Below are 26,450 nucleotides of genomic sequence, written 5' to 3' on the forward strand. Positions count from 1 at the left end.
ATAACAAAGAAGAAATGGAGTTAATTATTGGTGGTATCCACAATCAGCATACCAAGACGAAGTTGTGCGAGATAGCAGCAAAGGTCATTCTCATCGAATAGTGCAGGACATATTGAGCCGCGCCCAAAAATCAGGCATTCCCGAGCTTTCATGGCAGTGTTCGTGTATTTATACGCATTAATGCCCGTATTTATACGCATTTACAATTAATTAACAGCAGGAAGGGAAATTGTACATACTTTAGTAGCGGTCTTATTGAAAGAAGACCCACGATATTTCCATTTAGTAATTAGTATTGCTTTTTATTATAATCCCTGATTCCCCAATTGCGAATTCGCTCAGACTTCCTAAGAATAGCATAACTAATCAGCATAACCAGAAAACAGACAATTAGCCGGGACATAACTCTGAATTACGAAATAATAGCCATCGATCGGTTTTCATTTTCTCTATAACCTGGAAGACATTACATCCGTATGAAGCATTTTTACCTTGCTGTATCCTTGCACCTTCTACTGTTAGCTACCGTCCATGCACAAGATAGCACTGCTGTTACAACCAGAAAAATCCCGGATAAATATCTCTCACAGGTTAAAAAAAAATCAGATAAGTTGGAGAAACAAATCACCCAAAAAACGGATAAGGCGCTGCTTCGTTTTACGAAAGAAGAAGGAAGACTGAAAAATAAATTGGCGTGTATTGATTCCTTCAAGGCGCAACAGCTGTTCTCCGCTTCCATTGACGCTTTGGGCAGTATGAAGTCCCGCATACAAGGTAAGCTGGGTAACCTATCCAAACCTTTAATGGCTGGTAGTCCCTACCTGGATAGTCTTCAAAATTCGCTTGTATTCTTAAAACAATCCAGGAATTTATTGAATCAGTCAAAAGGGGTTACTGATAAATTAAATGGCTCGCTTCAATCGGTAGAGAAATTGAGGGATAAGTTGCAGCAGGCGGAAGAGATTAAGGCATATATGCGTGAACGGAAACTGTTATTAAATGAACAGCTAAAACAATACACTGGCTTCGCTAAAGATCTGCAGAAAATGAACAAGGAAGCTTATTACTATGCTCAGCAACTGAAAGAATATAAAGAAGTATTTAAAGATAAGAAGAAAGCAGAGCAGAAAGCGATGGAGCTGCTGCAGAAAATTCCTGCCTTTAATAATTTTATGCAGCGACATTCTCAGCTGGCCAGCTTACTTAATATACAAGGCGCTGCTGCTGCTCAAAGCCTGGAAGGGTTACAAACACGGAATGACGTAGAACAACTTATACAGCAACGCATTGGTACCGGCCCTAATGCTGGTGCAGCAGTAAGCCAGCAAATGTCAGAAGCCCGCAGCAAGATGGATGAGTTGAAGCGTAAATTTCCAGATCTGGACAACGCTGCGGATATGCCCAACTTTAAACCTAACGAAATGAAAACAAAACGCTTTCTGCAACGGCTGGAGTTTGGCAGCAACATCCAGTTCCAGCGCAGCAATAAATTTTTCCCTACCACCGGAGACCTTGCAGGACAGGTGGCTTATAAGTTCCACAAAAACGGCAGCACCGGGTTGGGGCTCTCCTACAAGCTCGGCATGGGCACCGGCTTTGATAATATTCATTTCTCCAACCAGGGGATTGGTATACGTTCCTTCATCGACTGGAAGTTAAAAAACACCTTCTTTATTAATGGCGGTTATGAACAAAACTATCAACCCAGGTATATAGCGCTACCAGACGGAGTTGGCCAACAGTGGACACAGAGCGGGTTGATTGGGATCAGTAAAAAATATAAGATCAATGGCAAGATGAAAGGCAATATCATTTTGCTGTTTGATTTTTTATATAATCAGCATATACCAAGAACAGATCCTATAAAACTAAGAACGGGCTATACTTTTTGATCATAAAAAAATTAAACCTATAAATAGTTATGAAGAGAAAAATGTTACAATTAATCCCTGTTTTCTATTGCATGTTTACCTATTCCACCAAAGCGCAAAATGTAGTATTTGATACTTTAACAGCAAAAGTTGGTGCCAATAAAAATATTACCTGGACCACTTCTACTTTTGGAAGTGGTTTTGGTCATAAGATTTACTCATATGACCCAGGAGGAAGAACCGATCTCCGGATTGCTGCAAGGAATAATTCTTCTACCTGGACGGACGTGATGAACATCACCTCTTTGGGTTATGTGGGAATAGGAACAACTTCTCCTTCGGCAGGGCTGCATGTGACGCAGGTGGGCATCTTACCAAACGGGGACAGGGCCGCAGTAATATTAGGCAATGCCTATAATGACTGGACCTATTTTGGTGGAATTACCGGAGGGAAAATCAGAGGCAGCAATGAAGGATACCTGGTGCTGGAAACCAATCCGGGTTCGAATAATTCGATGTTGATGAACTCCATTTCTTCGGGAAATATTCTAATGGTAAACGGTGGCGGAAATGTAGGCATAGGAACAAACACTACCAACGGATATAAACTAGCAGTAAATGGAATCATAGGAGCACGCCGGGTTAAAGTAGAACAAATTGTCTGGGCTGATTTCGTATTTCGATCAGATTATGAATTGCCTTCTTTACAATATGTAGAAAATTTCATTCAGGAGAACCAACATTTACCTGATGTTCCATCTGAGCAGCAAGTAAAAGAGGAAGGATTAGATCTGGGAGAAATGAATAAACTGTTGTTGCAGAAAGTTGAAGAGTTGACACTCTATATCATAGAATTAAATAAGAGGTTGGAGTTGCAGGAAAAGAAGATGGCTGCACTGACAAAATAAAAAAGCAATCAAAAACTTATTAAAACAGATCGTATGCGAGTGAAATTTCTTGCAACAACCTCGATACTTATAACAATCACCACTTTTTGTTTTGCCCAATATCAGCAAAACTTACCCAAAGCAAGGCCCATACCACCTAATGCCGCGTCTATGTTTAAAGTACTGGAACGACCTATAGGCACTTTTACAGGCACGATCCCGATTAGTTTTCCTCTTTGCAGCATTTCCAGTGGCCCGCTATCTGCCAGCATCACGCTTAACTACAACAGCACGGGTGGAATAAAGGTAGAAGAGCAGTCCAGCTGCGTAGGATTAGGCTTTAGCCTGGCTGACGGCGCTGGCCGCATCACACAGATGGTGAGAGGAAAACCTGATGATATGAGCCTGGGAATGCTGACTAATCCTTATGCCAAACCGTCTACATTCAGCACATCGAACACAAGTAATCTTGCTGCTTTAAAGGATGACGCCCTGGACCTGGAACCTGATACCTATTTATATAATTTTAATGGACGAAGTGGCAAATTTTTTTTGAAAGAAACAGGAGAGATCATCATGATGGGGAGCAATGACGGCATTAATATAAGTTACTACCTGGATACAAACCAGGCACCTCCGGGTCAGGGAATCCGTTCATGGATTATCACAGATGAAAATGGGAATAAATACTATTTCGGTAGAACAAAAGCTGGAACAGGAAATTACATGCTCCGAAACCAATCCTCCTACTTCGGACAACACGGCAGTTCCCCGGCTGAAATATCATCGACCTCCTGGTATCTCACCGAAGCATATGATATGAATGAAGAAAACAGTATTCAGTATACCTACACGCTATCCGGAAATACTTTCACCACTATATCGGGCAGTTTCATGCCGCTGAATACCGCCGGGCAGGACTGCCAGGGATTCAATATAATTGGAGATGCTGGCATAGTGACAACTGACGCAACCGAGTACCTGATATCCCGCATTGATGGCAACAGCGGCTACCTGATTTTTAATTCCGTACMCGATTATGCGTATGGCCCGAATAAAATGCTGGCGATTCAAATGTATGATCCTGGTGGTAACTACAAAGGGCAGTATAAATTCAATTATGGCACAAGCTTTAGCAGCCAGCGCTGGAAGCTTGTCAGTTTCTCACAATTTGGCACATCTGGATTTGATAGTCTTACACATAAGTTTGAATACAACGAGTTTAATAACCTTCCCAGTGTTTTAAGCCCGGGTGTTGATATATGGGGATTCAGTAATGGTCAGGGAAATCTTAATACAGGCATGATTCCGAAGATGATTGTTTCCAATGGTTACGGAGATGTGTACTGGGATTTCGGGGCTATCCGCACTGCCGAAGCCGCCAACTCCCAGGCAAATATCCTTAAGAAAATCACTTACCCTACGGGTGGATATAGGGAGATCATATACGAGGGTAATACAGTGCTGGGGCTGGGTGATTTCTTCGCTTATCATCCGGACCCTAATTATATGGTTTCACGGAGTTTTACAGAAACTAAATTTCTACATACGGGAGGCAACTTTCCCTCTATGCAACATCTTTTTACTGTAAACTCCTCTTATAATCTTTCCAAATTCTTCTTTTCCCTAAACAATATGGATATTACGTGTAGCGCTAATTATACAGTGAAAGTAATGCGGGTGCTGGATTCAACTGATCTTACCGGAGGCTTTTTAATTCAGGGCTTCAGTGGACAGCCATCCGGAAATAGTATATTAAAAAATGGCTATTACAGGGTAGATGTTTTTGTTCCAGACATAAACTGTAACATCGGTAGTTTGTCCGGTAACTGGCAGGAAGGCACCTATGAAACAGGTACCATTAGCAAGCCCTATGGTGCCAATGCGGTATTTTCAAGGAGATCCTATAATGCCGGAGGGGTCCGTATAAAAACAATCAGGGATTATGATCCGATTACTGGTCAGTTCAACAAAACTGACTACAAGTACAAAATGTATTCCATTGACTCTACAGTGGGCAGCGGCTTACTTATCTCCCCGGTGAATGTTACGGCCATGCAAAATGACTTTTCCACTGCTTGTCAATATGTGAAGGTTTACCCGGGGAGCAGCTATCCACTGGCGCTGGACGGTGGGTCCTACGTCATGTATCCTGAAGTCCGGACAATAGACAGTGCTAACGGCTGGACCGACCGGATATACACTTACGCCTATAATACGATCAACCAGGGATTTCCATTACCCCCGCCATCCGATTATAGCTATTACCGGGCAAAACTGTTGGTAGAAAAAGTGTATGACCAGAATGGGGCCTTATTAAAGAAAAGTACTAACTCATGGATTTGGAATAACCCTCAATCGCAGATAGGCGCCCGGGCAAAGCCATATTGGTATGTTACTATTGATTTTCCGCCAAACGGCCAGCTATCCTATTGGACCGAGTCAGCTCCCAGCCAATCTAACTGCAACGATCGGTTTCATGATTGTATCCCGGATTGGGCATTGGCCGTAAGCTTCCCCACCTGGCAGCCCGTCACTGTATTAAGTCAATCTTTAGACTCCACCTTCGCCAGTGGTACATCAACCGGAATACAAACTAACTACCAGTACTACCTGCAGCATGATATCTTTTTTCTGAAACAGAAAATAATAGCTGTTAATAACGGCCAAACCAGAGAACAGACCTATAAATACGCATTTAATAATAACAGTGACTTCGTCTTCAGTCTGAATAGTGCAGAGCAGGTCATGAAAGATAGTCTGAATAACAAAAATTATCTGCAGCCTATAGAAGTGGTGGATTCTATGAAAACAAATTATGCCAACCCGGTTTTTATCAGCGGCGCAAAATTTATGTTTGGCTATTATAATACTTCAAAGCTTCATTTGTCAAGGCTACGTACTTTCTTTGCCGGAGGCGATTCCAGCGAGGTTAATTTATCTGCTTATGATACAAGAGGCAATCTCACCGAGCAGTATAAAACTAATGATGTTAAAGAGGCTTACCTATGGGGGTATAATGGCTGTTTTCCTGTGGCGAAGATAATCGGCAGTAATTACACTACCCTGTCAGGTCTGGTGAATCTCTCTGTGCTGGACAACCCCTCTTCAGATGCAGCGATGCGGACGGAACTGGCAAAGATAAGCAATGCTCTTGCAGGTACCTCCGCACAGGTAACGTTCTATACCTATTCTCCTGTTTTTGGCGGCATGACCTCTATGACCACTCCCGAAGGGAAAATAACCTATTACGAATATGACCTGTTTGGAAGATTCCAGCATGTGAAAGACATGAATGGAAAGATTATAAAACGATATGTCAATACTTTAACTAATCCCCAATGATATGAACAGGATTTTTATATTTATAATGATTTGCTGTTACGGTACACYTAATGGTAGTGCGCAAACAACACTTACCACATTGGATGGGCAACAGCTTCACCTGGATGCCTATGCCGGTAAAAAGCTGCTGTATATAGTGATGCCGCTCAATGAGGATACAGCGATATCAGGCCAGATAACCCGTTTTCAAAATAAATATGCCAGTAAAATACAGGTGATTGCACTGGTAGGTACCGGTAATGACAGTCGGGCAGGATTACCGCAAAATTATCAGGGTCTGACGGCAAATGGTATTGTATGCACACAGGGAATGACGATGAGAGATAGTAGTGATCCAAAGTCGGATGTACTGGCATGGATTACTGGAATGAAAAATGGCGCAAGTGCAGATGCTGCACCAACTGGCAGCAAGTATTTTATCAGTGAGGACGGTACACTTTACGCCACGCTTGGACCGGAAATTTCACTCGATTACGCGATCGTTTATAGCATGGTAAATATGCAGGTACCTAAAATAATTTCAAACGCTGGTGCACCAAGGGTGGATGCTCCCCCCCTGTCCCGGTAGTTGTTATAGACCTCTCTTATGCAGCTATCAATCGTTTATCTTAAATCGTTATACTGTGAAACGCTTAACCAGATATTTACATTTGTTGTTGTTCATTACTTTTGTAAGCACGGTTAACGGGCAGAACATCCCCACTACTCCGTCGCTTCCAACAGCCTCCCCGGTAACGCCACCTTCCGCTTATACCGGCACCGCCGGTAATTATATCCGCCTCTATGAACCCAGTCTCCCCAGTTCAGATACCGCTTTTATCAGTGCTCCCGGCAGAACGGTATCGGAAGTAAAATTAGTCACCCAATATTTTGATGGGCTGGGGCGCCTGGTACAAACGGTGAATAAAGGCATTACCCCAGCCGGCAGTGACCTGGTAACACCTGTTACCTATGATAACCTGGGTAGAATACAATACAGCTATCTGCCTTATGTCCCGCAAAGTGGCAATACCAGTGATGGCTCATTTAAAACAGATCCTTTTAACAACCAACGGACATTCTACCAGAGCAACACACTCAACCCTGGTACCTCAGGTGAAAGTATTTATTATAACCAGGCTGTTTTTGAGCCATCCCCGTTAAACCGCACTGCCCGCACCTATGCGCCTGGTAACAGCTGGGCACAGACCGGTGGCAATCGCCCGGTTGTACATCAGTATTTACTCAATACCGTAGCCGATTCTGTAATGAACTGGAGTATGAGCGGGGGCCTGTTACCGGTGCCATCAGCTGCTTACGCTGCCGGACAGTTATTCAAAGATGTTATTACAGACGAAGCAGGCAAACAGTCTATATCGTATAAGGATAAAGAAGGCCATGTTATATTAAATAAAGTACAGTATGCCAATAACCCGGGTACAGGCCATGATGGCTGGTTATGTACTTATTATATTTATGATTACCTGGGTAACTTACGGGTAGTAGTGCCCCCGTCGGCGGTACAGGCTATTGCAGGTAACCCCGATCTGTCGCCGGTTGCCGGGGAGTTATGTTTTATATATCGTTATGATGCTAAACACCGCCTGATCGTCAAAAAGGTGCCCGGTGCGGATTCCACAGAGATGGTATATGATCTGAGAGACCGGCTGGTATTTAGCAGGGATGGCAACATGAAAGTAAAAAACAACTGGTTGGTTACTTTCTATGATACTTTAAACAGGCCCATAGAAACTGCGCTATACAACAGTAATGTCCCCCGTGCGACTTTGCAGGCCAGCATGAATACGGCCACCTCCAACACCCAAAGCATCAATTATACCTTCCCGGGAGTAGCCGACCTGGTGACAGCGTCTTATGATAGCAGTGCCCAATATCAGGCGACTAACAGCATCACCTTTGAATCCGGGTTTGACACTGGTGCCGGTGGTACCACCGAAGCGCTTATCAACACCAGTCTTAACCAGGGTACTGCTACCATTACCGCTACTATTCCTTTGCCGGCTATACCTGCCAGCGCTTTAACACCGCTCACTTATACCTTCTATGACAACTACAATTTCACCGGGGTACAGCCGGCGCTGATAACAGATTTCGATAAACCACAGGCCGGCGCTAATCCTTATGTCGAGCCGGTAACCGCCACCAGCCATATGATCAAAGGGATGGTGACGGGTACAAAAGTAAAAGTGCTTAATACCCCTGACAGGTGGCTGACTTCCACCGTCTATTACAATGATAAAGGCCGCGTGATACAAACCATCAGTGATAATATTTCCGGCTCACTGGATGTAACCACTACACTGTATGACTTTAATGGAAAAGTACTAAGCACCTATTTACGGCATAAAAACCAACGCTGCGGTCCTACTCCTCAAACGACCATCCTGACCATGATGGGCTATGATGCTGCAGGCAGACTGACCAGCATCAAGAAAAGGCTCAATGATACCACCACATTGGAGCGCACCATTGCTACCAATGATTATGATGAGCTGGGAAGACTAAAAACAAAAAAGCTGGGGATCAATGGCACCAGCGCTCCTATTGAGCAGCTCTCTTATGAATATAACATCCGGGGATGGTTACGTGGTATCAATAAATCTTTTGTCAATACTGCTGGTAGTACCAGCAACTGGTTTGGGCAGGAATTAAACTATGATGCCGGCTTTGTAAACAATCAATACAACGGCAACATTACGGGGATAAAATGGAAAAGCAGGAGCAACAGCATTGCCAGGGCGTATGGTTACGGCTACGATAATACCAATCGTTTGACGGCGGCCGACTTCACACAGCAGAATTCCGGCACTACAGCCTGGACCCGCGACCAGGTCGATTTTACAGTGAGTGGCCTGTCTTACGATGCCAATGGCAACATCCGGTTCATGAACCAGAAAGGACTCAATGGCGCAACCATTCAAACAATTGATAGCCTGAAGTATGGCTATATCCCCAACAGCAACAAGCTGTTTTTTGTCACAGACAGGGCTAACAATCCTCAAAGCGCCTTAGGCGACTTTAAAGAAATCAACAATAATGAAACCCAGGATTATGCATATGATGGCAACGGGAACCTTATTCTTGATATGAATAAACTGCTGGCCATAAACAGGTATAATCATTTGAATCTTCCAGATAGTATTACCTTGTTGGGTAAGKGTTATGTGGAATATACCTATGACGCGTCAGGCAATAAGCTGCGCAAAAAAGTAACAGATGTTACCGGAACCGGCACCATTACCACTACGGATTATATAGATGGGTTTGTATATAAAAATGATACGCTTCAATTTGCACCACAGGAAGAAGGCCGGGTAAGGCTTATTTACAAAACAGGTATTGCACCTGCATACGCCTATGATTATTTCGTAAAAGATCACCTGGGCAATGTACGTCAGGTACTCACTGAGCAGACAGATTTTACCATGTATACAGCTACCATGGAAACGGCCAGTGCTGCTACAGAAAACGCCTTATTCAGTAACTTGGACAATACCCGCGTTCCCAAACCTGCCGGTTATCCGGCAAATCAAAGTGCCAGTAAAAATGAAGCAGTAGCTAAATTAACCGCAGGCAATGGTGGTAAAAAAATTGGTCCCTCCATCGTGCTGCGTGTAATGGCTGGTGATACTATTCAAATAGGAGCCAATGCCTTTTATAAGTCCACTGGCCCGCAGAAAAACACCGGCGCTACCCTACCCGCTGAAAACATGCTGGCAGAACTGCTTCAGGCTTTTAACGACCATACAGTTACCGCCGATGTGCATACACTTGGAACTGCCGGTGGGCAAAACCCATTTAATAGTAATTTTTACAACAACGATTACCAACGCCTGAAAGATAAAGACCCTGATCCGGATAAACAAGATAAGCCCAAAGCCTATTTAAATTTTGTTTTGTTTGACGATCAGTTTAAATTGGTAGAGGAAAACAGTGGGGTGAAACAGGTGCAAGCCACACCCGATCAGTTGCAAACACTGGCCGTTGATAAGATGCCCATCCGCAAAAGTGGCTTCCTCTATGTATACACCAGTAATGAAAGCACGCAACCGGTGTTCTTTGATAATATCGTTTTAGGAGCAGCTTCTGGTCCGCTGCTGGAGGAGACACATTATTATCCGTTTGGGCTGACCATGGCCGGGATTAGTTCGAATGCGTTGAAGGGAGCGAATTATGCGGAGAATAAATATAAGTACAACAAAGGGTCAGAATTGCAGAGTAAGGAATTCTCGGATGGTACTAGTCTCGAAATGTATGCGACACCTTTGAGGAGTCTTGACCCTCAGTTAGGTCGGTGGTGGCAAATTGATTCGAAGCCTGATTATGCGCAAAGTATTTATTCAGCTATGAGTAATAATCCAATTTTAAGGAATGATCCTCTAGGTGATAGTTCTGTTGCTCCCTGGTCTGTAAAAGCTAATCAACAGCCTGTTAATTTGTTGAGACCGTTGGGGACAAATACTGAAAGTAGCGGAGCTAAGAGCGAAACAAATCAGAGAAGTGTTGCGACTACAAATACTAATAGCAACGGGGCTGATAATAAAACTGCCAAGGGTGTTTCATCAACAGTGAAGCAGGCTGGGGAAGATGGTAAGCCATTAATAGGCAGTACAACCACAAATAAGGTAAGTAAGGAGGCAAGTCTGTCAGCTGGTATACTGGGGGACAAATTTACATATGCTCAGTCGGCAGGGATGGTTTCTGGAAAGGACGGGAGCATTGTTACAACGGACTTGTCTTCTAATAAGGGGGCACCAGATGGGGCATCCATTACCCTGTTAGGTACATTTACGCTGGGAGTGAGCACTGATATCTCAATTTCAGCGGGTATTGGGGTACTTGGATATGAGGCACATTTGAGTATTGGTGTGGGCGTTGGCCTTGGGCAAATAGGCGCCGGTGCAAGCCATACAGATGGAAACAATCTTGTTTCTGGTGGGGATTTAACTCTGCGCCCAGGCTTGGGGACTTTAGGAGCAATATTTCTTGCACCAAAGCTTGTTTTTTAAATGAAAATTGCTTGATATTTTATGTTGAAGAATAGAAGAAACGTTATACGCGTGGTAACTATTGTTTTAGGGGTTTGCTTTTTGACTATTTTAGGTGCGGCAATATGTAAACTTATAATAAAAGTTGGACGCTCATCCGCAGATAATCCTATACGTAAATATTCAATCAAACCAGAAGAGTTTGCTTTAGCCAGCAATAAGTACATGAATAGATTGGACGGAGGTGTTGTTTATCAAAGTGGCAATAGAAATCCTATTACTTTCATATCTTTTGATAAATCTTACAGTTTAATTAGCTATAAGATTGATTTAATTAAAGACGCACCATTAAGTAGGTTATTAAATGTCACTTTTAAAAGTGCAGAACGCACTAATATGGAAGTGTATACAGTTATTGATGAGAGTGCTTTTTATCGCTTTGAGTATCGTGATGCATCAATAAAACCGGTATCTAAAATTTATTTAACGCTTTCGGGAGACTCGTTAAGGACTATAGTTGCCAATGATAGCATAGTAAGCTATCATTTATTATGTAACAATTTTTCTATAAAATATAATGAAAAGGAGGCCGTGGATATTTTTGTGATTGGGAATGAGAAAGCTTTTGGTGCTACAACTATTATTCCTATGGATTTGCTATTTTTAAAGCGGGGTAGCACGGTGCATTTAATGATAATGACTCCAAATGCCCACACATCAGTTATAGAATCTGACCTGCTATATAATCTTGTTACAGGAAAGCAATAGTTCTTGCTGGAGAAAACACATTATTATCCATTTGGGTTGACGATGGCGGGGATTAGTTCCAATGCGTTGAAGGGGAGTAACTACCCTGAAAACCGCCTGAAATACAATGGGAAAGAACTACAGTCGAAAGAGTTCGGCGATGGTTCAGGGCTAGAATTATATGACTATGGAGCGAGGATGCAGGATCCACAAATTGGGCGTTGGTGGGTAGTAGATCCACTAAGTGAAAAAGGACGTCGGTGGAGCCCATATGTATATGCCTTTGATAATCCGATAAGATTTATAGACCCTGATGGCATGTGGCCGGACTGGCCGCCTAATTGGAACCTCGTTAAGATGGCAGGTAAAGCTATCGCAGGAGGCGTTGGAGGGTTAGTTATAGGCACTGTTGATAATCTTAGCGGGGCAAGTTTTAGAAGTGCTGTTGCTGGTAATATCTCAGACCCCTCAATTGCAACAGGTTGGAATACGGGATTAGATGTAGCTAATGTTGCAGCCGCAGTAGGAGGTAAAGGAGGGCAAGTAGTTGGAGGAGCTATAACAGGAACCGCAGTAACAGTAACTGGGGCAAGTGGTGGCCTGACAGCCGAGGGGTGGCACTTGGCGGTATGGGCATTTCTGCAATTGGAACAGTGTTAACAGGTAATGGCACTGCCAATTTAGCCTCGCAAAGTGGAAGGGTAAAGGTAGCATCGGAGGGAGGAGGCGAGCCGCCTGCAACTAATGATAAGTCAAATCCACGCGAAGGCCAACCATTTTTGGTGACTCCTCAGGGAGTTGTGTTACCTCAAGGAGCAGTCATCCCAGAGGAATTTACTCAGAATAAACATCGACCAGGTAATTATGGGACTGGGACAGGTAGCGACTATGTTGAAAAGGTTCGTATAGATCCTGGAACTCCATCAGGTAAAAAAGGACCTAATGATAGCCATTTTCATTTGGACAGAAAAGAAGAACACATCATGGATCAAAATAGATGGCCATGGTGGCTAAATGTAGGGAAATAGAACATATCAGATTAACTATAAATATTACTTTATGAATTTTGATTTTGACGACTGTTATTGGCATGATTCGATACTTGAGAGTATTTTCATTGATCGAACAGATCCAGGTAACAATGACAGTGTGGAAATTATTGTGAAATGGTATGAAGATAAATCTAGATCGAAATTGATTTTCAAGAAAGCATACTTGTTTAAAGCAATAATGAACTTTGGAATTATTGCTAATGAAACAATCGATACAGCTTACATAGCACCATCGGATGATATTGACCTGGTGGATTTTTATAAGGGATGGAATGGGATATTTGATAATGTTAAATTAAAGTGCTACATAGTTGAAACGTTGTCTACTGGGGGCAAAATAAAGATACTTGCAGAGGATGTGGAGATGTTGAAAATATAAATTTCCTCCTCCTTTTGGAATTATAAAATAAGGGAGTGTCTCGTCCTAAAATAAGTTTACAGATTTTAAAAATAAGTCCTAAAATGGGTTTGCGTTTTGTTCTTAGTCCTGTTTTTCATTAACAGTTGTCTTTTTAAGATAATAGTTTTTCCATAGCTTGGTTGTCTGAACCTGATTATGATGAACAAAATCAGGAGACAGGTTGCTAATGGGACTATTTCATTAAGTGTGTAAACTTAAAAATCGGGGGATCAGATTAAAAACTAGATTCTGACTCTTTTATCAAAAATAGTTAAAAATTGATTTAGGATCATGCCCCAGTTTCTAATGGGCATGGTCCATTTTTTTGACACCTCCCGCAATGCCAGGTATACTGATTTAAGGACAGCTTCGTCAGTAGGGAATGATAGCTTGTTTTTGGTATATTTTCTAATTTTACCATTCAGATTTTCAATGAGATTGGTCGTGTAGATAATCTGTCTGATCTCCATGGGGAAGTCAAAAAAGACAGTCAGGTCTTCCCAGTTTTCACGCCAGCTTTTGATGGCGTATGCGTACTTTGTACTCCATTTGACATCCATGGCGTCAAGAGCAGCCATGGCAGCCTGTCTGGTTGGTGCAGCATAAACATCCTTCATATCGGTGGTAAACTCCTTTTTATCTTTCCAGACTACATAGCGGCAACTGTTACGTATCTGGTGTACGACACAGACCTGAGTGGCGGACTGTGGGAACACCGATTTGATCGTCTGAGTGAAGCCATTAAGATTATCCGTGGCCGTTATTAGAATATCTTCCAGGCCACGGGCCTTCAGATCTGTAAGTACAGTCATCCAATAGGCCGCTGATTCATTCTTACCCAGCCACATTCCCAGGACTTCTTTGAGGCCATCCCGCTTTAGGCCTACAGCGATATAGACGGTTTTATTCACCACTTTGCTGTTCTCCCGCACCTTGAACACAATACCATCCATCCAGACTATGAGATAAACCGGTTCTAATGGACGGTTTTGCCAGGCGACTATATCTTCGGTCACACGGCTGGTTATGCGGCTAATCGTGGCGGTGGAAACATCAAATTTATAGACTTCCCTTATTTGATCTTCTATGTCAGATACGCTCATACCCTTGGCATAAAAAGACACTATTATCTCTTCCAGCCCCTGAGCCATTCCTTCGCGCTTAGGTACGATCATAGGGTTAAAACTGGCATCACGATCCCTGGGAACTTTTATTTCAGATTCACCATAGCTGGTCTTAATCTTCTTTTTACCGTATCCATTACGGCTATTTTCGCTTTCATTTAGCTCATGTTTATCATAGCCTAAATGGCTATCCAGCTCACCTTCCAGCATCTTTTCAATGCCCCGCTTCTGAATCTGGGCCAGGAAATTATTTAGCTGATCGGCCGTTTTAAACTGCTTCAGAAAGTCGTCTGATAAAAAATCTGGATCAAGTTGAAAACTTGGGGGATAGAATAAAAAATAGTTGTTTTGCAGCAGATTAGCCAACGACGCACGTGGATCAGAACTTTCGTAAACTTGTAGAGATGCTATTACCCGCTGGGGTTTTAGAGTATTTTGACTTAATTGATTCAAGTCAGGACAAAGAGGGTATAAATATATACCTGGAAGAAAAAAATAAAATTCCAGTAGAACATCAGCATAAAAAAGCACACTCCAAAGGTTTCTTCTCAGAAATTGCCATTCAGGATTTCCCTATACGTGGTCAAAAGGTGACCCTACATGCCAAGCGGCGGCGGTGGGAGGTTTTGGAGGATGGAGAAATAATAACAAGAGATTGGGAAGTAGTAAAAAAAGGCACACGAATGACTCCGGAATTCGGTGCTTTTTTAAAAGGATTACTTAGATAAATATCCTATAAGCCCTGTGCAACTTGGCCATTTCTTTCAGGTAGATGGTAAACAGTTAGGTCAGCAATACAAACACTATCTCAGTGATTTCCCTATCTGGGATCAAAAAGAACACGCCACTGAATGGATGCTTTTTGAGCAAAATATCGGCACCACTTTAAGTATAGACGAAACAGCATTTTCCAGTGGAGAACTATATACTATCGTTACTAATAAGCTGGCCAAAGGGCGTAAAGGCTCAATAGTGGCCATGATCAAGGGAACTCAGTCCGAATTTCTGAAAGAAATATTATTCAAAATCCCTAAGCGCCTTCGCGAGAAAGTACACGAAGTCACTGTTGATATGTCCGGGAGCCTGAATAAGGCGGTAAAAGCCTGTTTCCCTAATGCTCATCGGGTAATAGATCGCTTCCACGTGCAGCACCTGGCTTTTGAAGCAGTACAGGAAATAAGAATAAAACATCGTTGGGAAGTTCTGGAACAAGAGAATCTGGAATATGAGCAGGCAAAACGAAATGCAGTAAGGTGGGAGCCAGCCAAACTACCCAATGGGGACACAACAAAGCAACTACTCGCCAGAAGCCGATATTTACTATTTAAACATCMAAGACTATGGACCAGAGAGCAGCAGCAGAGAGCAGAACTTTTATTTAGCCGTTATCCCCTTATTCATAAATCCTACCARYTATCYCTGCGSYTGGGYGAGRTTTACAAGCATTGTAARTGYAAAGAAGAWGCATTTAAGAAACTGGCTTTGTGGTATAATGATGTRGARGMAGCRGGGATATTATCCTTCAARACCGTTGCCAGSACTATCAGAACYCATTATYTGGGYATTCTCAACTTCTTCAAYAACAGAGCKACMAATGCYGCTGCAGAATCWTTYAATGCMAAAATAAAGTCCTTTAGRAACGCSCTGGGAGGGGTGCGGGATGTAGAATTCTTTCTTTACAGATTGACTAAACTTTATGCTTAAAATTTATTCTATCCCCCAAGTTTTCAACTTGATCCAAAAATCTTCTGTCTTCATAAAACTGTATATGATTTAAAATTAAAAAATCGAGGTGAAATACCCCGATTTTTAGAATTTACACAGTTTATGAGATAGTGTCTAACCACGAATCGCGAATCCGCACTTTGATAGACTAACAAATAGCCCCAGAACAAAAAACCCGCGCAGCGCGCAGGTTTCAAGTTTCTCCAGTGATCCCCTTGGGACTCGAACCCAAGACCCATACATTAAAAGTGTATTGCTCTACCAACTGAGCTAGGGAATCCGCTACCACCTTCATTGTTAAGGGGATGCAAAAATAGGATTTATCTCATAACCACCAAATTTATTTTCAAAAAAATAAAAATAACTTCCACTTCGTTATGAAAAAATATCCTTTACTGTTAGCAATTGCCAGTCTTACCTATGCCTGCGCTCCCTCCAAATCTTCTACGTATACTTATTCCCGTAGTGCCGATGGACAACTCCACGTGCAGGAACACGAGAAAAGCAGTACCAGCATTCCGCTGAAAGCCAAAATGAAGAAAAGAGATATTCATCCCACCATTAACTTTGTGGAGTCTGTAAAAGAATATCGACGCACCTTTCATCACTTTCCACAAGACCTCTGGAATCTGCAGAATTTAAACGACAGAAGCAGAAATGCTTTTAAGGACATGACGGAAATCGGTTTTACGGATCTTCAGTTACATTATGTATACCTCGACTCGTTCGTCATTGCGTTTGTACACAAACCCGTATATGATGCTAAAGTGAGAGGGGTGAATTTTGGGAAAGAGGTAGCCGGAAAATTTATTTTCACTTATCAGCCGAAAGATTCTACTTTCCTGTACGTTAAGACACTTGACTAGTCAGCATTTGCAAAGCGGCCATATCTACCTGGCTACGCTGTGGTAATACCAATGAACAGGCTATATTGCCCGCCCTCCAGCTAATCGCTTTGTATTGCATGAAATGCTGGAATTCAGCCACCAGGAAGCTACCATTTATGGCCAGTGATTTTACATTAAACAACTCCAGGTCGGTAGTGAGACCGGTGCGCAATACTTTGGAAAGGGCTTCCCGGGCTGTCCAGAGCAGGTAGGTTTGTTCTTCGGTGGTATATGGCAGCGACGCTACCAGCAGCTCTTCTGCGGGCGTTAAAGGGGGTAAAAAACGATCTCCGTCCAACAGTTCAATATCTATCGCCATAGGATGCGCTTCGGGGAAAACGACCGCCATAGCGCTCCCGCCGCTATGCGTGATGCTCACCTGCAGGTTCCCGTAACCCGGACAGCTCAACACCGGCTGCCCAAATACACCAGGATGGATACGGATGTTGGCGCCCGCTACTCCTGTAAAATCAACAGCCGCCAGCTTTGCAGCATGGCGGCCTAATAAATAATGATGTTGTCCTGCTCCCCTGGAAACAGCTCGCTCTTCCGGATGCAGAAAACGGCTTAACTGCACCTGCAGCGCCGACAAAGACAATGACGACACCGCCATCGACACCGGGATGAGTGCTCCCTCCCGGGTTACTGTTATTGGAAGATGATGGCTATTCGTCCATTCCGTCATGATTGTCTCCTTTTTCTGTTTTACTGCTGCTGGCAACCAGGGTATTAAGATGATTCACTTCTTCTTTTGTAAAATACCGCCATGAGCCCGACGCCAGGTCTTTCAACGTCATGTTCATGATGCGGGTACGCTTCAATGCCACCACCTCAAAGCCCAACGCTTCACACATGCGACGAATCTGACGGTTTAACCCCTGCGTAAGAATAATACGAAAACGGTTGGCTCCCTCCTGCTGCACGAAACATTTCTGCGTCATCACCCCAAGAATACGCACCCCATTACGCATTGATTTTACAAACTCCAGGTCAATGGGCTTGTCAACAGTAACAATATATTCTTTCTCGTGCTGGTTACCCGCCCGGAGAATTTTATTAACGATATCACCATCGTTCGTTAAAAAGATCAACCCTTCAGAACGCTTATCCAGCCTGCCTATTGGGAATATTCTGCTGGAGAAATTCACGTAATCAATGATATTCGTTTTATCCTTCAGATCAGTAGTACAGGTAATCCCTTTGGGCTTGTTCAGCGCAATGTACACGGTAGTTTTTTTCTTCTTCAACGGCTCCCCGTCTACTTCTACCACGTCTCCATCTTTAACACGATTACCTTTGGAAGCGATGTTATCGTTGATCGTTACCCTACCCTGTTCAATATATTTATCGGCTTCGCGGCGACTGCAAAATCCCGTTTCGCTGATGTATTTATTTACGCTTATATCCATAATTACCGGTTAAAATCTGCTGCAAATTACTTAAAACCGGGCAAAAAATCAGGTAGCGTCCAGGACGCTACTGTACCGGTTTCCAGGTCCATGACTTTCATCGGGTGTAGCAGTACCTGCCGCCCGAAATAGCTACCAGCAATGCGCCCCCGCATATGATAGCCTTGCACAATATATCGCGGTTCCCCGGTTTTCAGGTCCAGCACATAATCAGCTCCCCACCGATTACCTTCCGTAGCACTGGCGCTCACGCAAACCAGCTCCTGGTCTTCTGTAACAAGCATATCGCTGCCAAATATGTTGCCCGAATCACTGCCCATTTCAGAGAAATTCCGTTGCCAGACAGGCTTTAGCTGGTCATCACAGCACAACAGGACATTGCCTTCCGTGAGCACCAGGTATTGTTTTAGCGATGCCACATACTGCACTTTATGTACCCGGTCAGGGAAAGGCGTTTTCATCAGAGTGCCGGTGAAAGAAGCGCCATCAACCGCCAGCCAGGCCTTCTTCTTTTCCAATGGGAAGTAAAAGGTATTGCTGTGCGGATTAAATGTGCCATCGGCCAATCGCAGTTCCGGCTTTAGTTCCGCTACAATATCACCGGTGGAAATATCTATCCACGCTGGTTTTTGGTTATATGCTTCCACCAGCAGGTAACTGCCGCTGTTGTTGAATACCGCGTTGTAATACATATGGGGATTGGTGCTAAACGCTACTTCCTGCGTGGCTACCCGCATCACCACCAGGTTGGTCACCAGTTTGCGCCCGCCCGTGATCCAGGGAGAATTCAGGACCAGCAGTCCGGTGCCTGCATGCCAGGTCACTACCTGATAGCCGGGATATTGCGGCCAGGCCTGCACGCGCTGTTCATCAATATAATACGCCAATGGTGCCACCTCTTTTTCGTCATCGCGGGAAAGAAATAATTGCCGGCCTTTATAATCTGTAATATTCTTCATTTAGTTTTTTTAGGGAGATGAATAACGCAGCAGTACTTCAGTTAAACGAACAGGTTAACATGTCCACGGCTCGTCGGGTTGCCGCAAAACTACAAATAATTATGCTTTGATCTTAAAGGGTAACAATGTAACTTGTTGATGGCAATCTGTCCGCTGCCCGGCTCCCTTTATGAAAAGAATACTATGCCCGATCATCGGCCTGTTGCTGCTTCACTCCCGGCTCGCAGGTCAAACGTTGCTCCCGTATATACTCAATGGTACCGCCACCCAGCGCACCTGCAACTGCTATGTGCTCACACCGGATCAACAATTTGCCAGCGGCACCGTATGGAATAAAAATAAGATTAACCTCTCCCAGTCTTTCAACTATGTATTTGATGTAAACCTGGGCTGTAAAGACGCTACCGGCGCCGATGGTATCGGTTTCATTTTACAAACTAAAGGTACCAACCTGGGCAGCACCGGACAGGGACTGGGTTTCAAAGGGATCTCTCCTTCTCTGGGCGTGTTAATAGATACCTGGCAAAACTTCGATGAAAATGATCCGCCGTATGATCACCTCGCCATCCAGATGAACGGACTGACGGATCATAACGGCCCCGGCAATCTCGCAGGACCGGTTACCGTGATCAAAGACAATGATAATGTGGAAGACTGTCAATGGCACCTGTTCCGGATCAAATGGGATGCGGTGTCAAAACATATGGAGGTGAGCGTTGACAATGAACTGCGGCTTACGCTCGACAAAGACCTCGTCAATGATATCTTCGGTGGAGACCCCAATGTTTTCTGGGGCTTCGGCGGCTCTACCGGCGGCAGCTCCAATCTGCAACAGTTCTGTGCCGCCCTCCGTCCTGAATTTAACTTCAACCCACAACAGGTTTTCTGCGATGGCATGCCCATACAGTTTAAAGACAACTCCAGCTCTTTTGGCACCATCACGTCCTGGTGGTGGGATTTGGGAGATGGGACCCATTCCACGGCATCACAGCCTCCGGCACATGTATATCCATCAGCGGGGCATTATGAAGTGCGACTTGTGATCCAGGATAACAGCGGCTGCGAGTCCGATACACTAAAGGCCCCATTTACCGTTGGGGCGTACCCGGTAGTGGACTTTGGCCCCAACACACTTTGCCTGGGGTCACAGATGTATATGCAGGACCGTACCTCCATCACTGTTGGCACCTTGCAACAATGGGACTGGGATTGGGGCAACGGCAGTACCGCCACCGGATCAAAACCGCTGGCGCCCTATACCGCACCGGGTACTCATCAGATACAACTGAAAGTCACTTCTGCCCAGGGTTGCAGCAGTAGTCTGGGAAAGTCAATACTGGTGAGCAATACGCCACAAGTGAGTGGCAGTGGTGAAAATGTATGCCTGGGCGTGACCACTGATTTTCAGGGAATCAATAATACCCCCAACATCCCTATCCGGCAATGGAACTGGGACCTGGGCAATGGTACTACACAGCAACAACAAAATGCGACCTGGCGCTATGCAGATACCGGCTACTACCCTGCACGACTATACGCCATTAGCGCCGATGGCTGTCAATCGAATACGGTTGATGTGCCGGTCACCGTTACCGCCGTATATGCCCGTGCCGGCGCTGATACCATTGTGGCTAACGGACAACCTTTGCAACTGCAGGCCGGGTGGAATAATCCGGGGATACGATACACCTGGGCACCTGCCATCGGCCTGAATAACCCATTTATTCCCAACCCCATAGCCATTTTACACAGGGACCAAACATACCGTCTTACCCTGACCTCTCCGGAAGGCTGCCGCGACGAAGACTACATCAGCGTAAAAGTGTATGAAGGGCCGGAGTTCTACGTACCCAATGCCTTCACACCCAACAATGATGGACGCAACGATGTGTTCCACGTCATTGCCGCAGGTGTGCCTAAACTGGATTTTTTCTGTATCTGGAATCGCTGGGGCCAGGAAGTATTCCGCAGCGCGGACCTTCCCGGCGGATGGGATGGCAACTGGCAAAACAAACCCGCTCCTGCCGGCACCTACGTATGGATGGTGCAGGGAGTAGATTATACCGGCAGGCGGTTTAGCAGAAAAGGAACGGTAACGCTTATACGATAACTACACCCGATAACAAATCGCATTAATATTCATCCCCGCCCCTACGGAGGCAAACAGGATCACATCGCCCGGATGTACGGATTGATTAGGAATATCACCCCTTCGCACCATATCATACAGTGTAGGCACGGTAGCTACGGAGCTATTGCCCAATACATGAATATTCATAGGCATAATATCGGCAGGTATCTCCCGGATATCATATAATCCATAAAAAGCCTTGATAATGGCGATATCCATTTTTTCGTTGGCCTGATGAATGAAGATTTTTTTAACGTCGCGGATAGAGATATTGCCTTTATCCAGGCAGTCTTTCATAGCTTCCGGTACCCGTTTGAGCGCAAACTCATATACTTTGCGTCCCAACATCTTGATATAACGGACACGCTTATCCGCATTTGGGGCGTAAGACGCCCCCATATCAATGTAATTCAATTCTTCGTTGGCAAACGACTGCGTGCTGGAGCTGATAATACCGCTGCTATTGGTGGTGCCCTCTGCAGCCTCCAGCACAACTGCGCCGGCGCCATCGCTGAAAATCATACTATCACGATCATATTGGTCAATCACACGACTCAAGGTTTCCGTTCCCACCACCAGGCATTTCTTCGCGAGGCCTGCTTTAAAAAACGCATCTGCCTGGATAACGCCCTGTATCCATCCCGGACATCCAAACAGGATATCGTAGGGTATGCAGGCCGGATTGCGGATTCCCAATGCCTGTTTTACCCTGGAAGCCAGGGAGGGCACCGCATCCGACTGTATCGTATCTTTTAAAACATTTCCAAAGTTATGCGCCACAATAATCTGGTCCAGGGTTTCCGGATCAGTACCGGCATCTTTAATAGCTACCAAAGCAGCTGCCACCGCCATTTCCGAGGCATTCATATCTATATCGGCGTACCGACGCTCAGAAATTCCCGTTACTTCCTCAAATTTCCGGACAATATCCTCTCCTTCTGATGGTATACGGATCTGTTTATCGCTGTAAAATTCCTGCTGTACAAAGTCTTTATTCAACTTCTTGTTGACAGGAATGAAGCTACCAGTGCCAGTTATAACAGTACGCATATTGTAAACCATAGTCTGATTTTTAAACCACTACGTGGCCGCTCAGGCTATAAATATACAACATTTGCAGTGGTGCTGTATGTCTGCAGAGGAATTACGAATTACGAATTACAAATTACGAATTACGGATTGGTGAGAAGATTGTAAACGCGAAGGATACCCGCTATAATCTTCTCACCAATCCGTAATTCGTAATTCGTAATTCTTTTTCTACACTAACCGTTCGGCTATTTCGCTCAATAATTTGTACGAATACAGTCGTTCGTCCTGGTTATAAATATGTGCGGTAGCGATGACTTCATCTACCTGAGTATCGTTGAGGAACTGTTGCAATCCCTGCTGCACGGTATCKGCGCTGCCAATAAAAGAGCAGGCCAGCATGGTTTGTGCATGGGCAGCTTCCTGTTCGGTCCAAACGCCATCCATACTATCGACGGGCGGGCCCATTTTGCGCAGGCGTCCACGAACAATGCCAAGGAACAACTGATAAAACGAGGTGGCCAGCCGGTTCGCAGCTGCGTCAGTATCAGCCGCAATCACGTTTACACAGGCCATGGTATGTGGTTGCTGTAAAAATTCGGATGGCTTAAAATTCTTTCTGTAAATAGCGAGGGCGGTATGCAACTGTGCAGGCGCAAAGTGGCTGGCAAACGCATAAGGTAATCCCATAGCGGCGGCCAGGTAAGCGCTGTCGGTGCTGGAACCCAGTATCCAGATCGGAATATCCAACCCTTCACCCGGAATGGCCCGCACTGCCGCAGTATGATTATCGAAAGAAAAATACTGTTGCAATTCCAGTATCTGCTCCGGGAATTCATTGACAGCAGCCATGCGATCCCGGCGCAATGCACGGGCAGTCACCTGATCAGTGCCAGGGGCCCTTCCCAGGCCGAGGTCTATCCGGTCGGGATAAAGCGTAGCCAGCGTTCCAAACTGTTCTGCTACTACCAACGGGGCATGGTTAGGCAGCATAATGCCACCGGAACCTACGCGGATGGTTTTAGTGCCGCCGGCTATATATCCCAGCAACACCACAGTGGCCGAACTTGCCACACTCACCATATTGTGGTGCTCCGCCATCCAAAAACGATGATATCCTAATTGTTCTGCATATTGGGCCAGCCGCAGGCTGTTGTGAAATGATTCGGTAGGTGTTTGTCCCTCCAATATCGGCGCGAGGTCTAATACGGAKAAAGGACGTTTTGTTCCATGCTTACTCATACTCCTGATATTATATTGATTCGTTGTCACAAAATTACAACAATCCATCTCAGGTAAATACGTCGATAACCTGTAGGTTAGCAGGCAGCAAACGAAAACGCTTATGCGCCTAGTAATTGCATAAACGCTGTGGCAAAATGATAGGCATCACCAGGCCACCGGGCTGATAAATAATGACGATCCAATACTGTAAAACCCCTGTTCAGGTGATTTTTGTCGTCTCTGTACATCGGCAAAGGACCTGGTATAAATTGTTTCGCGTCTGCCAGACAGGCCGTCACTTCAGCTTGTACGGTAATGGGATAAGTGAGATAATAATCTTTCAGCCACCATTTAGTCAAACGATAAGCTGCCAGCTCCTGCGATTGCAGCAAGGCTGTGGTGTTATAACCATGTAATACAGAGGTATGGGTGCGTGGATCTTTACTTCTGGCAGCCAGTACTACACCATGACAAATAGCACCTACCGGTTGTTGTGTAGCGAAAAAGTGCGCTACAATATCCTGTAGCAGCGTAGATTCGAGGTATACACGCATCGCTTTATCATGGCCTCCGGGCAATAGCAACGCATCAAAATCATCCGGCTGTATGGCCGAATATTTCAAAGGATTACAAAACGCATCGCTGTTGGATAGCTGATGATAGGCCGCTACGGCATCTTTACGGGCAGCCAGCAACCATTTCCAGATGCCCAGTTCCGTTCCTTTCAATATCCGCATATCCGCCATACTGCTGTAACCTCGCGGCGTGGCAAACTGCACGTCGTACCCCTTTGCGGTCAACAGCAACCACGGTATGGCTGCTTCAGTTGGATCAAAACCATATTCGGGCAACGGTACCAGCACTTTCTTCATTCATATGCTTTTTGATAATGCAGAGGGTCAGGATAAGAAAGATAGTAAAAAAGATTGAACACGGCTTAATTCGTAACTTACGGCCTATGTTACGGGATATCGATATTTGGTTTGAATCAAAGCCGGAACCGGCAAAAAGTTGTCTGCTGGCGCTCAGAGCACATCTGCAACAACTCGATCCGCACATTACGGAAGCCTGGAAATACCGGATGCCCTTCTTTTGTTACAACGGAAAAATGTGTTGCTATCTCTGGATTGATCCGGTTTCCCAACATCCTTATATTGGCATTGTAGAAGGCAAACATATCCAACACCCATGGCTGCAGACAGGGAAGCGCGCCCGCATGAAAATATTACCCATCGATCCTAACGAAGATCTGCCAATGGAAGTGATCAATGATGTTCTCCGCCAGATGGTGGAATGGTATGCAGCTAAAAAGAAATAAGGATATTCTTATCTAACTGAAAAAAAATTACCCTTCTAAAAATTTCTTTTTAAAAGATCAATACCGCCGGTCGTCAATGACAATATGAATGGAATTCGAATTTGCGAACATATAGCGCGAACATCAATAACATTCTTTTTCGTTTCGCAAAGCGAAAAAATTATATATTTGCGCCCGAATATTTGTTAACCTCGTAAATTAAGCTAACCCAATGGAACGTAAACTTGCGTCTATCGTGGTGATAGACAACATTGCCCCTATCCCTGGCGCCGACATGATTGAAGTAGCTACCGTAAAAGGATGGAAGCTCGTCATCAAAAAACAGGAATATAAACCCGGCGACCTCGCTATCTACTGTGAAATAGATGCCTTTCTGCCTTTGATTCCGGCCTTTGAATTTCTCCGCAAAAGCTCCTACCGCAAGATGGGAGAAACGGAAGGATTCCGCCTGAAAACCGCCAAATTTCGCGGACAGATTTCCCAGGGACTCCTGTTGCCCATCAGCATGCTGCCTGACGCTTCTCTGGAACCCGGAGAGGACGTAGCAGCACAACTGGGCATCATCAAATACGAAGCGCCCATACCCGCTGCACTGGCTGGTATGATGAAAGGCGGCTTCCCTTCTTTCATTCCTAAAACAGATGAAGAAAGAATCCAGAACCTGAGCGACCAATACGCCACCTACAATAGCGAACCTTGTTACGTTACAGAAAAACTGGACGGTTCTTCCGTGACTTACTACCACCGTGATGGTGAATTTGGCGTATGCTCCCGCAACCTGGAGTTGCAGGAAACCGCCGAAAACACGTTGTGGAAAGTAGCGCGACAACTGGACATCGCCGCCAAACTCGCTGCCACCGGTAAAAATCTGGCCCTGCAGGGAGAAATGATCGGCGAAGGCATACAGGGTAATCCGTATGACCTGCGTGGACAAAGCATCCGTTTCTACAATGTATTTAACATCGATGGCGGCGAATACTTTACCATGGCTGCTTTCATTGCATTGATCCAGGAACTGGGACTGCAACATGTGCCCATACTGCATGAAGCCTTTCAACTGCCTGACACGATAGATGAACTGCTGCTCCTGGCAGAAGGCACATCTGTGCTCAGTCCTGCGCATCGCAAAGTAGAACGCGAAGGCCTCGTGATTCGCTCTGCAGACCGGCGTATATCCTTTAAGGTGATATCCAATAAGTTTCTGCTGCAGGAAGCATAAAGCTAAAAGCAGAAAGCAAAAAGCTATTAAAGCGATTGACCAGCGCGAGTATTTTAATTACTCATCCGCGCTGGTCAATCGCTTTAATAGCTTTTTGCTTTCTGCTTTTAGCTTTTGGCTGATCAAAATCATCCC

Annotated in this window: 23 protein-coding genes and 1 tRNA gene; 15 read left to right on the plus strand and 9 right to left on the minus strand. The window is 44.7% G+C overall.

The features are described from left to right. Window positions 1–20 precede the first annotated feature (20 nt). Window positions 21–200, minus strand: a complete 180-nt coding sequence (locus tag AC1DFM_RS16955; protein WP_477077923.1) for a hypothetical protein — start codon at window positions 198–200, stop codon at window positions 21–23. Between the two features lie 411 nt (window positions 201–611). Here AC1DFM_RS16955 and AC1DFM_RS16960 point away from each other — a divergent pair, with 411 nt between their 5' ends. From AC1DFM_RS16960 to AC1DFM_RS17000, 9 genes are read left to right on the plus strand one after another with little or no spacing between them, the layout of a single operon-like run. Further along, the gene (locus AC1DFM_RS16960; RefSeq protein ID WP_477077924.1) at window positions 612–1,892 is read left to right on the plus strand and encodes a hypothetical protein; all 1,281 of its coding nucleotides are present in this window, start codon (window positions 612–614) and stop codon (window positions 1,890–1,892) included. A gap of 29 nt (window positions 1,893–1,921) precedes the next feature. Next, entirely contained in the window at window positions 1,922–2,779 is an 858-nt protein-coding gene (locus AC1DFM_RS16965; RefSeq protein WP_477077925.1) for a hypothetical protein, read from the plus strand. A gap of 33 nt (window positions 2,780–2,812) precedes the next feature. Then, the gene (locus AC1DFM_RS16970) at window positions 2,813–6,103 is read left to right on the plus strand and encodes a hypothetical protein (protein WP_477077926.1); all 3,291 of its coding nucleotides are present in this window, start codon (window positions 2,813–2,815) and stop codon (window positions 6,101–6,103) included. 1 nt (window position 6,104) lies between these two features. Further along, complete coding sequence (locus AC1DFM_RS16975) at window positions 6,105–6,671, plus strand: hypothetical protein (RefSeq protein ID WP_477077927.1); 567 nt, start codon at window positions 6,105–6,107, stop codon at window positions 6,669–6,671. Window positions 6,672–6,726: 55 nt separating this feature from the next. Further along, entirely contained in the window at window positions 6,727–11,112 is a 4,386-nt protein-coding gene (locus AC1DFM_RS16980; protein WP_477077928.1) for a DUF6443 domain-containing protein, read from the plus strand. Between the two features lie 21 nt (window positions 11,113–11,133). Continuing rightward, window positions 11,134–11,859, plus strand: a complete 726-nt coding sequence (locus tag AC1DFM_RS16985) for a hypothetical protein (protein ID WP_477077929.1) — start codon at window positions 11,134–11,136, stop codon at window positions 11,857–11,859. 3 nt (window positions 11,860–11,862) lie between these two features. Beyond that, on the plus strand, window positions 11,863–12,498 hold the full coding sequence (locus AC1DFM_RS16990) for an RHS repeat domain-containing protein (protein ID WP_477077930.1): 636 nt from the start codon (window positions 11,863–11,865) through the stop codon (window positions 12,496–12,498). Beyond that, window positions 12,468–12,866, plus strand: a complete 399-nt coding sequence (locus AC1DFM_RS16995) for a hypothetical protein (protein ID WP_477077931.1) — start codon at window positions 12,468–12,470, stop codon at window positions 12,864–12,866. Before AC1DFM_RS16990 ends, AC1DFM_RS16995 begins: the two co-directional genes overlap by 31 nt. A 31-nt stretch (window positions 12,867–12,897) precedes the next feature. Continuing rightward, the gene (locus AC1DFM_RS17000; protein ID WP_477077932.1) at window positions 12,898–13,269 is read left to right on the plus strand and encodes a hypothetical protein; all 372 of its coding nucleotides are present in this window, start codon (window positions 12,898–12,900) and stop codon (window positions 13,267–13,269) included. Between the two features lie 263 nt (window positions 13,270–13,532). Here the strand turns inward: AC1DFM_RS17000 and AC1DFM_RS17005 are convergent, their stop codons facing one another. After that, window positions 13,533–14,696, minus strand: a complete 1,164-nt coding sequence (locus tag AC1DFM_RS17005; protein ID WP_477078149.1) for an IS256 family transposase — start codon at window positions 14,694–14,696, stop codon at window positions 13,533–13,535. A 122-nt stretch (window positions 14,697–14,818) separates the two neighbouring features. Between AC1DFM_RS17005 and AC1DFM_RS17010 the strand changes: the two genes are divergently transcribed. Both AC1DFM_RS17010 and AC1DFM_RS17015 read left to right on the plus strand, forming a co-directional pair. Next, window positions 14,819–15,142, plus strand: a complete 324-nt coding sequence (locus tag AC1DFM_RS17010; RefSeq protein WP_477077933.1) for an ISAon1 family transposase N-terminal region protein — start codon at window positions 14,819–14,821, stop codon at window positions 15,140–15,142. Window positions 15,143–15,158: 16 nt separating this feature from the next. Continuing rightward, complete coding sequence (locus tag AC1DFM_RS17015; protein WP_477077934.1) at window positions 15,159–16,118, plus strand: ISAon1 family transposase; 960 nt, start codon at window positions 15,159–15,161, stop codon at window positions 16,116–16,118. Between the two features lie 228 nt (window positions 16,119–16,346). Here AC1DFM_RS17015 and AC1DFM_RS17020 read toward each other — a convergent pair. Beyond that, a tRNA-Lys gene (locus AC1DFM_RS17020) sits at window positions 16,347–16,419 on the minus strand. A 97-nt stretch (window positions 16,420–16,516) separates the two neighbouring features. On the opposite strand from AC1DFM_RS17020, the gene AC1DFM_RS17025 reads away from it, so the two are divergent. Then, complete coding sequence (locus AC1DFM_RS17025; RefSeq protein ID WP_477077935.1) at window positions 16,517–17,005, plus strand: hypothetical protein; 489 nt, start codon at window positions 16,517–16,519, stop codon at window positions 17,003–17,005. Here the strand turns inward: AC1DFM_RS17025 and AC1DFM_RS17030 are convergent. The 3 genes from AC1DFM_RS17030 to AC1DFM_RS17040 are packed head-to-tail and all read right to left on the minus strand — an operon-like array spanning window position 16,989 to window position 19,394. Further along, the gene (locus tag AC1DFM_RS17030) at window positions 16,989–17,711 is read right to left on the minus strand and encodes a 4'-phosphopantetheinyl transferase family protein (protein ID WP_477077936.1); all 723 of its coding nucleotides are present in this window, start codon (window positions 17,709–17,711) and stop codon (window positions 16,989–16,991) included. The genes AC1DFM_RS17025 and AC1DFM_RS17030 overlap by 17 nt on opposite strands. After that, on the minus strand, window positions 17,692–18,435 hold the full coding sequence (gene rluF, locus AC1DFM_RS17035; RefSeq protein ID WP_477077937.1) for a 23S rRNA pseudouridine(2604) synthase RluF: 744 nt from the start codon (window positions 18,433–18,435) through the stop codon (window positions 17,692–17,694). The genes AC1DFM_RS17030 and rluF overlap by 20 nt, the downstream gene beginning before the upstream one ends. A gap of 26 nt (window positions 18,436–18,461) precedes the next feature. After that, a complete protein-coding gene (locus AC1DFM_RS17040) occupies window positions 18,462–19,394 on the minus strand; it encodes a hypothetical protein (protein WP_477077938.1) in 933 nt (310 codons plus the stop codon). Between the two features lie 169 nt (window positions 19,395–19,563). Here AC1DFM_RS17040 and AC1DFM_RS17045 point away from each other — a divergent pair, with 169 nt between their 5' ends. Beyond that, window positions 19,564–21,504, plus strand: coding sequence for a lectin-like domain-containing protein (locus AC1DFM_RS17045; protein ID WP_477077939.1), 1,941 nt, complete (start codon window positions 19,564–19,566; stop codon window positions 21,502–21,504). Here AC1DFM_RS17045 and AC1DFM_RS17050 read toward each other — a convergent pair whose 3' ends face one another. The 3 genes from AC1DFM_RS17050 to AC1DFM_RS17060 form a co-directional block, all read right to left on the minus strand. Then, window positions 21,505–22,587 carry a 3-oxoacyl-ACP synthase III family protein gene (locus AC1DFM_RS17050; protein ID WP_477077940.1) on the minus strand — a complete coding sequence of 361 codons (1,083 nt, stop codon included), beginning with the start codon at window positions 22,585–22,587 and terminating at the stop codon, window positions 21,505–21,507. A gap of 198 nt (window positions 22,588–22,785) precedes the next feature. Beyond that, complete coding sequence (locus AC1DFM_RS17055) at window positions 22,786–23,796, minus strand: LLM class flavin-dependent oxidoreductase (RefSeq protein ID WP_477077941.1); 1,011 nt, start codon at window positions 23,794–23,796, stop codon at window positions 22,786–22,788. Between the two features lie 101 nt (window positions 23,797–23,897). Next, window positions 23,898–24,650 carry a type 1 glutamine amidotransferase domain-containing protein gene (locus AC1DFM_RS17060; RefSeq protein ID WP_477077942.1) on the minus strand — a complete coding sequence of 251 codons (753 nt, stop codon included), beginning with the start codon at window positions 24,648–24,650 and terminating at the stop codon, window positions 23,898–23,900. 86 nt (window positions 24,651–24,736) lie between these two features. On the opposite strand from AC1DFM_RS17060, the gene AC1DFM_RS17065 reads away from it, so the two are divergent. Both AC1DFM_RS17065 and AC1DFM_RS17070 read left to right on the plus strand, forming a co-directional pair. Continuing rightward, window positions 24,737–25,096 (plus strand): DUF1801 domain-containing protein, encoded by a 360-nt coding sequence (locus AC1DFM_RS17065; RefSeq protein ID WP_477077943.1) that lies wholly within the window; start codon window positions 24,737–24,739, stop codon window positions 25,094–25,096. 211 nt (window positions 25,097–25,307) lie between these two features. Then, the gene (locus tag AC1DFM_RS17070; RefSeq protein ID WP_477077944.1) at window positions 25,308–26,315 is read left to right on the plus strand and encodes an RNA ligase (ATP); all 1,008 of its coding nucleotides are present in this window, start codon (window positions 25,308–25,310) and stop codon (window positions 26,313–26,315) included. The last annotated feature ends 135 nt before the right edge of the window (window positions 26,316–26,450 follow it).

Source organism: Chitinophaga sp. 05T412 (assembly GCF_056396465.1).